General features: G+C 75.0%; 8 protein-coding genes. 2 read left to right on the plus strand and 6 right to left on the minus strand.

The window, feature by feature from the left end:
- Positions 1-45 precede the first annotated feature (45 nt).
- Positions 46-1620: a S8 family serine peptidase gene (locus ACIQD7_RS28060; protein WP_402445170.1), complete on the minus strand. Its 1575-nt coding sequence runs from the start codon at positions 1618-1620 to the stop codon at positions 46-48.
- Between the two features lie 190 nt (positions 1621-1810).
- On the opposite strand from ACIQD7_RS28060, the gene ACIQD7_RS28065 reads away from it, so the two are divergent.
- Positions 1811-2923 carry a pyridoxal-phosphate dependent enzyme gene (locus ACIQD7_RS28065; protein ID WP_402445172.1) on the plus strand — a complete coding sequence of 371 codons (1113 nt, stop codon included), beginning with the start codon at positions 1811-1813 and terminating at the stop codon, positions 2921-2923.
- Between the two features lie 25 nt (positions 2924-2948).
- Here the strand turns inward: ACIQD7_RS28065 and ACIQD7_RS28070 are convergent, their stop codons facing one another.
- The 3 genes from ACIQD7_RS28070 to ACIQD7_RS28080 all read right to left on the minus strand — a co-directional run bounded on the left by ACIQD7_RS28070 (position 2949) and on the right by ACIQD7_RS28080 (position 7689).
- Positions 2949-3731, minus strand: coding sequence for a DUF4232 domain-containing protein (locus ACIQD7_RS28070; protein WP_402445174.1), 783 nt, complete (start codon positions 3729-3731; stop codon positions 2949-2951).
- A 143-nt stretch (positions 3732-3874) separates the two neighbouring features.
- Complete coding sequence (locus tag ACIQD7_RS28075; protein ID WP_402445176.1) at positions 3875-6523, minus strand: BTAD domain-containing putative transcriptional regulator; 2649 nt, start codon at positions 6521-6523, stop codon at positions 3875-3877.
- A 182-nt stretch (positions 6524-6705) separates the two neighbouring features.
- Positions 6706-7689, minus strand: a complete 984-nt coding sequence (locus tag ACIQD7_RS28080; RefSeq protein ID WP_389663089.1) for a DUF6879 family protein — start codon at positions 7687-7689, stop codon at positions 6706-6708.
- Between the two features lie 335 nt (positions 7690-8024).
- On the opposite strand from ACIQD7_RS28080, the gene ACIQD7_RS28085 reads away from it, so the two are divergent.
- Positions 8025-8186 (plus strand): hypothetical protein, encoded by a 162-nt coding sequence (locus ACIQD7_RS28085; protein WP_402445178.1) that lies wholly within the window; start codon positions 8025-8027, stop codon positions 8184-8186.
- 107 nt (positions 8187-8293) lie between these two features.
- On the opposite strand, the gene ACIQD7_RS28090 is transcribed toward ACIQD7_RS28085, so the two are convergent.
- Together ACIQD7_RS28090 and ACIQD7_RS28095 are read right to left on the minus strand one after the other, a co-directional pair.
- The gene (locus tag ACIQD7_RS28090; protein ID WP_402445180.1) at positions 8294-9916 is read right to left on the minus strand and encodes a class I tRNA ligase family protein; all 1623 of its coding nucleotides are present in this window, start codon (positions 9914-9916) and stop codon (positions 8294-8296) included.
- A gap of 75 nt (positions 9917-9991) precedes the next feature.
- Positions 9992-10332: hypothetical protein (locus ACIQD7_RS28095; RefSeq protein WP_402445182.1), on the minus strand; the 341-nt coding region annotated here is incomplete at its 5' end.

Consider the following 10332-nt stretch of genomic DNA (forward strand, 5'->3'; position numbering starts at 1 on the left):
CCTCGTCGTTCGGTGTTCAGCGCTCAGGAGGCCCGGGTGCTCGGGTCAGAACTGCAGGCCCCAGGAGTCGATCTTGCCGGTGTCGTAGGTCGCGTTGTCCGTGACCCGCAGCTTCCAGGTGCCGTTGGCGACCTCCGAGGAGGCGTTCACGGTGTACGTGGTGTTGATGTTGTCCGTGCTGCCGCCGGTGCCGAAGGCCTTCAGCGTGTACGCCGAGCCGTCGGGGGCGATCAGCTGGACCTGGAGGTCACCGATGTAGGTGTGGACGATGTTCACCGGCACCTTGAGGGCGGCGGGGGCGTTGCCGGCGACGCCGGTGACGGTGATCGGGGACTCGACGGTCGCCTTGTCCGCGATGGCGTAGTCCGTGGTGTTCTCGAAGTTCTTGCCGGGGGGCGGGGTGGTGCCGCCGTCGCCGACGTACAGGAGGCGGTTCGGGGAGCCGGTGCCCGGGTTGGTGACGACGTTCGGGGTGGCGGCGGTCGTCAGGGCCGTGGAGACCTGGGCCGGGGTCGCCGTGGGGTTGGCGGCGAGGTAGAGCGCGGCGGCGCCGGCGACGTGCGGGGTGGCCATCGACGTGCCGGAGATGGTGTTGGTCGCGGAGTCGCTGGAGTTCCAGGACGAGGTGATGGAGGAGCCCGGGGCGAAGATGTCCAGGATCGTCCCGTAGTTGGAGTAGCTGGCGCGGGCGTCGGTGTTGGTGGTGGCGCCGACGGTGATGGCCTCCGCGACGCGCGCCGGCGAGTAGTTGGAGGCGTTGGCCCCGTCGTTGCCCGCCGCGACCGCGTAGGTGATGCCGGAGGCGATCGACCTGCGGACGGCCTCGTCGAGGACGGTGTCGACGCCGCCGCCGAGGCTCATGTTGGCGACGGCCGGCTTGACGGCGTTCTGCGTCACCCAGTCGATGCCCGCGACGACCTGGGCGGTGGTGCCGGAGCCCTGGTTGTTGAGGACGCGGACGCCGACGATCTTCGCCTTCTTGGCGACGCCGTACGAGGTGCCCGCGACGGTGCCGGCGACGTGGGTGCCGTGGCCGTGGCCGTCCTGGGAGACGTTGTCGTTGTCGATGGCGTCGAAGCCGTTGTAGGCCCGGCCGCCGAAGTCGGCGTGGCTGATGCGGACGCCGGTGTCGATGACGTACGCCGTGACGCCCTGGCCCGCCGCGTCCGGGTAGGTGTAGCTCTGGTTGAGCGGGAGGGCCTTCTGGTCGATGCGGTCGAGACCCCAGGACGGCGGGGAGGGCTGCGTCGCGGAGATGGTGAAGACGCGGTCCTGGGCGACGGACTTGACGGCCGGGTCGGCGGCGAGCTTCTTCGCCTGCGCCTCGGAGAGTTCGACCGCGTAGCCGTTGACCGCCGAGGTGTACGTGCGCTTGATCTTCGCGCCGAACTTGGCGGGGATCGCGCGGCCCTTCGCGGTCTCCGCCGGGGCGGACTCGTGGAGGGTGACGATGTAGCTGCCCGGGACGGCGTCGGCGGCTCCGGCGTTCTCGATGACGCCTTCCGGGGCGGCCGGGGCGGCGGTGGCCGGGAGGGCGGAGAGCGAGCCGAGGCTCAGTGCGGCGACGGCCACGGCGGCGGCGGCGGCGATTCTGCGACGCGAGTCACGCATCACTGACATGTGAGGGGTCCTCCTCATTGGTGGTGCGCTGCTGTGGGGGTGCGACAGGGACATGACAAGACGACACGAGGTGTCCGCGCCGTTTCGAACGTCCGGCTGTCGAGCGAAAGATTGGCGGATCCATAGGAATCGCACAAGGGTGCCCGGCGCCCCGCAACGTCCGTGCCACACGGCTGCCATCCTGGGGATCATGACCGCCTACACGTGCCCCCGCTGCCGCGTTTCCTCGCCCGTGTCCGCGCTCACCTGGTGTTGTCCGGAGTGCCGGGGGCCCTGGGACCTCGACTTCGCGAGCGAACCGGTCTCCCTCCCGTCACTCGCGTCACGTGTGAATTCATTGTGGCGTTACGAGGAGGCATTGCCTCCGCTGCCGTGTGCGCCCGAGGTGACCCTCGGGGAGGGCCGCACGCCCCTCGTCCCCCTCACCGGATCCGTCGCGGCCAAACTCGACTTCCTCATGCCGACGCTGTCGTTCAAGGACCGGGGCGCGGTGGTGCTCGCCGCGCACGCCCTGCGCCTCGCGCGCGCCGGCGGCCTCGACCGGGTCGTCGCCGACAGCAGCGGGAACGCGGGCACGGCCGCCGCCGCGTACTGCGCGCGGGCCGGAGTCGACTGCCGCGTGTACGTCCCCGGGGGCACGTCCCCGAAGAAGCTGGAGCAGATCCGGGCGCACGGCGCCGAGGTGGTCGAGGTGCCCGGCGACCGCGAGGCGACGGCCCGCGCGGCCCGGGAGGCCGCCGACGGGCCCGGCACCTTCTACGCCTCCCACGTGTACAACCCGTACTTCACCCAGGGCACCAAGACCTACGTGTACGAGCTGTGGGAGGAGCTCGGCGGGCGCCTGCCCGACACGATCGTCGTCCCCGTCGGCAACGGGACCCTGCTGCTCGGCGCCGCCCTCGCCGTCGAGGAGCTGCACCGCCACGGGCTCGTGGACACCCGGCCCGCGCTCGTCGCCGTGCAGGCGGAGGCGGTGTCCCCGCTGGCCGAGGCCTTCCACGCGGGCGCGGACGACATCGCCGGGCCCGCCGCCGTCCGCCCCACTCTCGCCGAGGGGATCGCGATCCCGGCGCCGCCCCGGGCCCGGCAGATCCTGCGGGCGGTCCGGGCGACGGGCGGCACGTTCCTGACGGTGCCGGAGGAGCGGATCCGCGCCGCCCAGCGGGACCTGGCGCGGCGCGGCCTCTTCGTGGAGGCCACCGGCACGGCCTGCTGGGCGGCGGTGGAAGCGGCCCCGCCGCGCCCGGGGCTCACGGTGGTGCCGCTGTGCGGGGCGGGGGCGAAGACGGGCCTCGCGCCCTGAGACGGCTCCCCCGTCCCCGTACCGGTCAGAACTCGTCGGCGCCGTTGCGCAGCTCGTACGTCCAGTAACCCGTCTTCGCCACGGCCTCGTTCACCGCGAGGCCGCCGGCCGGGGCCTTGACGACGACGCTGCCCTCGGCCGGGCCGTCGGGGGCGAAGAGGTTCACGGTGAATTCCTTCACCACCTTGTTCTCCTCGTGGACGCCGCCGAGGGAGATCCGCACGTTGGCGTAGGCGGAGTCGCCGTTCCCGATCACGACCGGAACGGTCGACCTGCTCTTCTCGACGGCCGGAACGTCCTTGGCGGTCTGGATCGGGCCGAAGGCGAGCAGCGGGTGCTTCAGCAGGGTGCAGGAGCGGCCGGAGACGTTGGTGGCGGTGAGGACGACGTGCTCGGTCGGGACCTCGTCCGCCTTCTCCACCGTCACCTTGACGTCGCCGTACGCGCAGGCCGGGGCCTTGGCGGCGGTCTTGCCGCCGGTGGCGGAGCCGGTGGACGCCGTGGAGGCGTTCGTGCCCTTGCCGCCGCCCGTGGAACCGCCGGCGGTGGCGCCACCGGTCGTGGAGCCGCCGGTCTCGGAGCCCCCGGTCGTGGAGCCTCCGGTCGCGGTGGCCGAGCCGCCGGTGGCGTCCTGGCCGCTCCCGGCGGAGGTCGCGCCGTCGCCCGTGCCGGCGGAGGCCCGCGGGGCGGAGCTCGCGCTCCCGGCGTCCTTGGCGCCGGTGTCGGAGCCGCCGCAGGCGGTCAGGCCCAGCGAGAGGGCGGCGAGGGCGGCGGCGGCCAGGACGGTGTTCTTGTGGTGGTGACGCATGGTGGTTCTCCCCCGGGAAGCGGTCGGCCGGCACGTGCGCGGTGCCCGCACGCCGGTGCACCTTTTCGGTGCGTGCGCACCGGTTCGTCGATCGGTGCTGTATCCAGCTTTCCGTTCCGTACTGCCGTCCCGCTTGCGTGCCGCTAACGATCGGCTGACAGGCGCGAAAGGCGGTCCGCGGCCCGCGCCGAACCCTCCGGGAAACCGGCCTTCTCAGAGGCCACGATCGCGCGTTCCAGCTGGTCGGTGGCCTCTTCGAGGCGTCCGATCCCGGCCAGCGCCTCGCCCCGGACGATCTGGAGCTGGGCCCGCACGACCACCGCGTCGGGGGCGACGAGCTCCTCCGCGCGCAGGGTGTGGGCGAGCGCCGCCTCGTACTCCTCCGCCTTCAGGCAGTGGCCCGCCAGGTGCTGGAGGGTGAGGACCTGGGTGGAGGGGTGGCCGGTGCGGTCGGCGAGCGAGACCGCGTGCAGCATGAGCAGGCCGGCCCGCTCGTGCTCGCCCGTGGCGTCCAGGACGGCGGCGTGGTTGACGTGGGCGATGGCCTCGCTGATCGCGTCGCCCGCGCGGGCGGCCAGACCGGGCGCCTTCTCCAGGTGGACGAGCGCCTCGGCGTTCCGGCCCTCCGCGTGCAGGATCCAGCCGAGCAGCGCCCTCGCCCGGGACTGCGCGTCGACGTCCCCGACCCGCTCGGCGGAGGCGAGCCCGGCCTCCAGGAGCGGGGTCCAGCCGTCCCCGATCCGCATGAGCATCAGCGGCCACTGGACCAGGGCGAGCCGCCAGGCCCGGTCGTGCAGGCCGAGGGCGGCCGCGGCGGCGACCGCGCCCTCCAGGGCGGCGCGCTCGGCCGCGTACCACTCCAGGGCCGCCGTGCGGTCCTCGAACTCCCTGGTGGCGGCGGGCCGTCGGGCGTCGGCGGGCAGCGCGTAACAGGGCTGGGAGCCCGGCTCGGCGGCGGCGTCGGCCGCGAGCCCGGTGTAGAGGTAGTGGTCGAGGAGGCGGGGCAGCCCCTCGGGGTCGGCCCGCGGAGCGAGGTGGCGGGCGTAGAGGCGCACGAGGTCGTGCGGGGTCCAGCGGCCGGGGACGGCCTCGGTGAGCAGGTGCGCGGCGGCGAGCCGGTCCAGGTCGGCGGAGGCCTGCGCGGGCGAGGTCCCGGCGAGCGCGCCCGCCGCGAACCGGTCCAGGTCGGCGCCGGTGTGCAGGCCGAGCGCGCGGAACATGCGGGCGGCGGAGTCGGGGAGCTGCTGCACGGTGAGCCGCAGGGCGGCGGAGACGCCCCGGTCCTCGACGTCCAGGAGGGTCAGCCGGCTCTGCTCGTCCGCGAGTTCCCCGACCATCGCGCCGAGGGTCCAGGCCGGGCGCTCGGCGAGCCGGGCCGCCGTCACCCGCAGCGCGAGCGGCAGCCCGTCGCAGAGCCCGGCGAGCCGCGCGGCGGCGTCCGGCTCGGCCGCGATCCGGTCCTCGCCGAGGACGGTGGCGAGCAGGGCGGCGGCGTCGGCCTCCGGCAGGTGGCCGAGCGGCACCGGCCGGGCGGCGTCGGAGGCGATCAGGCCGCCGAGCCGGTCGCGGCTGGTGACGAGGGTCGCGCAGTGGTCGCCGCCGGGCAGCAGCGGCCGGACCTGCCCGGAGGAGCGGGCGTTGTCGAGGACGACGAGCAGTCGGCGCCCGGCGGTCAGGGAGCGGAAGAGCGCGCCCCGCGCCTCGACCCCTTCCGGCATCCGCTGGGCGGGGACGCCGAGCGCGAGCAGGAACTCGCGCAGGACGGCGGCGGTCTCCGGCGCCGGGGTCTCGCTGAAGCCCTTCAGATCGGCGAAGAGCCGCCCGTCGGGGAAGTCGGCGCGCCGCTCGTACGCCCAGTGGACGGCGAAGGAGGTCTTGCCGACGCCCGCGGGGCCGGTGACGAGGCAGACCGGCCCGTCCCCGCCCCGGACCGCCCGGTCGAGCGCGGCCAGCTCGGCGCCGCGCCCGGTGAAGCCGCGCGGCGCCCGGGGCAGGCCCTCCGGGGCGGGGACCTCGACGGGCGGGGCGACGGGGCGGGCCACGGGGGCGGGCTCGGCGGAGCGGAGCAGCGTCGCGTACGCCTCGCTGAGCGTCTCGCCGGGGTCGACGCCCAGCTCCTCGGCGAGCAGCCGCCGGGTCCTGTGGTACCAGTCGATCGCGTCGGACTGGCGGCCCGAGCGGCCGAGGGCCAGCATCAGGGCGGCCGCGAGGGATTCGCGCAGGGGGTGGGCGACGGCCTCGGTCCGCAGGACGGCAGCGGCCCTGGCGTGCTCGCCGAGCTGCCCGTACGCCTGCGCCAGCGCCTCCACGGTGGCGAGCCGCAGCTCTTCGAGCCCGGTGGCGGCGGCCTCCAGGGGCCGGCTGTGGACGGTGCCGGTGAGCGCCGGGCCCTGCCAGTACGACAGCGCCTCCCGCAGCATCCGGACCGCGTCGGCGGGCTGCCGCTGCACCCCGGCGAGGCCCACCAGCTCCTCGAAGCGGTGCACGTCCACCAGCGACTCCGGCATCCGCAGCACGTACGCCGAACCCTGGGTGGCGAGCTCGACCCCGTACGCCCCGGCCCCGTGCTCGGCGAGCAGGGCCCGCAGCCGCGAGACGTGTCCCTGGAGGACGGTCTTGGCGTGGACGGGAGGCTCCTCCTCCCACAGGGCGTCGGTCAACTGCCCGACGTTCACCGCGCTGTTGGGGCGCAGCAGGAGCATGGCGAGGAGGCTGGACCGCTTGGCGGGTCCCAGGGCTACGTCCCCGTCCTCCGTCACCATCGCAACGGAGCCGAGCAGCCGGAACTCCACCTTCACACCTCCGCGATCACGCTCCCCCGTTTTCCCCGGCAGTCGAGGATACGTGGGGGAAGAGGGCCGCCCGTGACGCGGAGTTCCCCCGTACCGCCCGCGTCGGCCGAATCCGGACGTGGCGTTCCACACAGTGACCGGTGCGGCGGTACGGCGGCGCCCGGGGCGCGGGCCGGACGTGCTCAGATGTAGCCGTTCTCGACCGCGCGCTGGCCCAGCTGGAAGCGGCTCTGGGCGCCCAGTTTCTCCATCAGCTCCGAGATCAGGCGGCGCTCGCTGCGCAGGGAGATGCCCAGGCGGCGGGCGGCGGCCTCGTCCGTGTAGCCCTGGGCCAGGAGGCGGAGCAGCTCGCGGGGCTGCGAGCCGGGGTCCTCCAGGCTGCGCCGGGGGGCCTCGCCGAACGGGACCGCCGACGCCCACACCGCCTCGAACAGCGCGAGGAACGCCGCCACCGCGCCGGGCTGGCGCAGCAGCACCGCGCCGGCCGCGCTGTCGGCCGGGTCGATCGGCACCATGGCCAGTTCCTGGTCCTTGATCCACAGGCGCATGGGCAGCGCCGGTACGGTACGGACCTCCGCGCCGCGTTCGGTGAGCCACTGGGCGTGCTCCAGGGTGCCCGGGGCGTTGCGGATGGAGTCCAGGTACACCGAGCGCATCCGCACCCCGCGCGCCAGCGGCTCCGCGCTGGTCACCTTGCTCGCGGCGAGGACCTCCGGGGTCTGGGCGCCGCCGGGCACGAAGGCCAGGGACTCCTTGCGCATGGCCGGCACCAGGTCGGTCATCCGGGCCCGGACGGCCTCGGCGCCGCGGAGCTGCTCGACCTCCGGCTCCTCGTCGCCGCCGTGCTGAGCGGCGTACTGGGCGAGCAGCATCTCGGCGGCGGCCTGGCTGCGGGCCAGGGTGCGGTTGCGCTCGGCTATCTCGGCCTGCTGGAACGCGAGCAGCGTGTCCAGGGCGGCCTTGGGGTTCACGACGTACAGCCGGCCGTGGTCCGGCCCGTCCGACGTGAGCAGTTCCCGGCGCGTCAGCTCCCGGAGCGCCTCGTCCAGCGCGTCCGCCGAACCGCCGAACTCCCCCGCGGCCTTCGCCGCGTCGCACCCAGGCTGGGCGAGGACGAACCGGTAGAGCCGGTCGGCCCCTTCCGTGAGACCGAACGGAGTCAGCACGTGGACAGCTCCCCCACAACTCACAGCGCTGCGACGGGCGGTGCGGACCGGCGTCGTCGGCGGTCGCCGCCCGAGACGTACGAGTCCTCGTTTCGTCGTGCGGCGCGACCCCCGTCGACGGCGTTCGTTCACGCCGCACTGCAGTGTCGGTTACGGACCGCGAGGGCGCAACGCACGTCCAACGGGCGGACGTCCGGCCTCCGGTGACACGGTTGTGCCGGGGCGGTTCGTGCCAGCCGATCTCTCTGTCGGCACGCCCGGCCCGGCGGCAGTATCGGTACCGCCGGGGAACACCGGCAGTCACGAACCGTCACCCAGCGAACAAAGGATTTCCCATGCTGCGCGCCGCCGTCGCCACCACCGTCACCGCCGTCGTCCTCGCCCTCGTCTCCCTGGGCGGCACGGCCACCGCGACGGAGCGGCAGGACGGCCCGGCGTTCGCGGTCGGCTTCGCGGCCAAGCCCGCGGCGGCGAACGAGGAGCCCATCTGGGGCTGACGCCCCCGGCTCCTCCGCTTTCCTCCTTCCTTTCCCTCGACGGCCCGGGGCCGCCGCATCCGACACCGGGTGCGGCGGCCCCGGGCCGTCGCGCGTCGGCCGCCCCTTCACCCCTGCTCGTGGAAGTACACCGGCACCGACTCCGGCAGGACCGTCCCGGCCGGGACGAGGCGCTCGTCCTCGCCGGCCCAGAGCGGCAGCCGGGTCTCCCGGTCGACGGCGATGCCCAGCTCCCCGGCGAGGAAGGCGGACCAGCCGGGCATCAGCGGCGCCGCCGCCACCGTGAACGCGGCGAGCAGCTCGACGTGGGCGGCGAGTCCGGTCGCGTACTCCCGTTCCTGCCCGGCGTCGCGGAGCACCCGCAGCCGGTGCACGTCGATCAGCGCCCGCTCCACGACGGCGGCCAGGGCCTCGGCGGCGCGCGCCGGCGCGTACGCCCCGGGCGCGAGGGCGTCCGCGACCCGCCGGGTCAGGTCGCGCCGCTCGGCCGTCATCGGACCGGCCGGCGCGGCCGGGGGGACCGTGCGTCGGAAGTCCTCGGCGAGCAGGTCGAGGACGGTGTCGGTCCACGTCTCCAGGCCGCCGGCCAGCACGGTGGCGACGGTGTCGGCGTACTCGCCGAGGGAGAACTCGGCCGGGGAGGGATCGTCTTCGGTTCGTTCGGCGGCGGTGAGGCAGAGGTGGAAGCGCAGGGCGTCGGCGTTCGTCCGGCGCAGGAAGTCGGCGCCCCACACGGCGCTCGACTCCGCGTCCCTCGGCCGGACGTCCTCGCCCGCCACCACCCGGGCGGGCAGGCCGAGCGTGCCCTCGGCGAGGAGCAGCGCGGGCCACAGCACGACGTGCGCGAAGAGCTGGTCGACACCGGTGAAGGAGACGATCCGGGTGTCCGGGTCGGACCACAGCGGCAGCGCCCCGTCCTTCTCGCCGTACGCCTCGGCCAGCCGCTCGGTGGCCGCGACCAGGCCCCAGACGCCGCTGAACGCCGTGTCCAGGACGTGCCCCTCCCACTCCGGCAGCGGAACGGGGATGCCGTGGTCCGCCACCCCGCTGACCGGGACGACGGGCAGTCCGGTGGCCATCAGCCGGTCCAGGAAGGCACCGGCCCGGTCCCGGGCCCCGCCGTAGTGCGCGACGAGCCGCTCGCGGTGGCGCTCCAGCGGGAAGGCGATCCGGCGCCGGAGGACGGTGTCGGGCACCGTCCCGCAGTCGGCGCACCGGGGCTCGACGAGCTCCCCCGGGCCCTGCGGGAGCCCGCAGGACCCGCAGGACGCGCCGTCGACGGGCGCCGCGCAGTGCCGGCAGCCGCCGCGCACGTCGGCCCCGTGCAGGTACCGGTCGCAGGGGGCGCAGCGGAAGACCGGAAGCTCCCGCGCCTCCAGCTCGCCCGCCTCCCACAGCGCGAGGAAGAACCGGCGCACCCACTGGGCGTGCGCGGCGTCGGTGAGCGGCCGGGTGAACCAGTCGGGGCGCATCGCGCCCAGCGCGAGGGCGTCCCCGATCCGGTCGCCGACGACCCGGGCGAGGGCGTGCGGCGTGACCCCGGCCTCGGCGGCGCGGGAGGCGACCCGGGGGGAGTACTCGTCGCAGTAGCCGACGTACCGCACGTGGTGGCCCCGCTGGCGCAGATGGCGGGTGAGCACGTCGGCGCCGAGGAACGGACCGGCGAGCCGCCCGAGGTGCGGGTCGGCGTCGGGGCTCGGAGGGGCGCTGGTGACGACATACGTGTTCATGGCAGGGGATTCCCGGGAGGTGCGGCGGCTGGGGGAGGGAGGGGCGGGAGGGGCGGCGTGTGCGGGCGCCGGGGCTCATCGTGCGCCGAGCGCCGCCTCTTCGCGGAACCTCGGCGCCGGGTCGAGCGTCAGCGCGGTCTCCAGCCCGGCGGCCAGGGCGCCGTGCCCGGACCCCGGCCCCAGGACCACCCGGTCCACCAGGTCCACGCGGTGTGTGACACCGGCGCCCGGGTCCTGGTTCCAGCCCTGGTCCCGGTCCTCGTCGCGGCGGACCACGCGGTGGTGCTCCTGGAGCGACCGGACCTCCCCCGGGAGGTTCCGGAGCGCGTCGATGCCCTGGACGGCTGCGGCGAGGGCCTGGACGGTGGTCAGGCACGGGACGCCGCGGGCGACGGCGGCGGTACGGATCTCGTAGC

The organism is Streptomyces sp. NPDC093071 (assembly GCF_044754545.1).
In the GTDB taxonomy this organism is placed as follows: domain Bacteria; phylum Actinomycetota; class Actinomycetes; order Streptomycetales; family Streptomycetaceae; genus Streptomyces.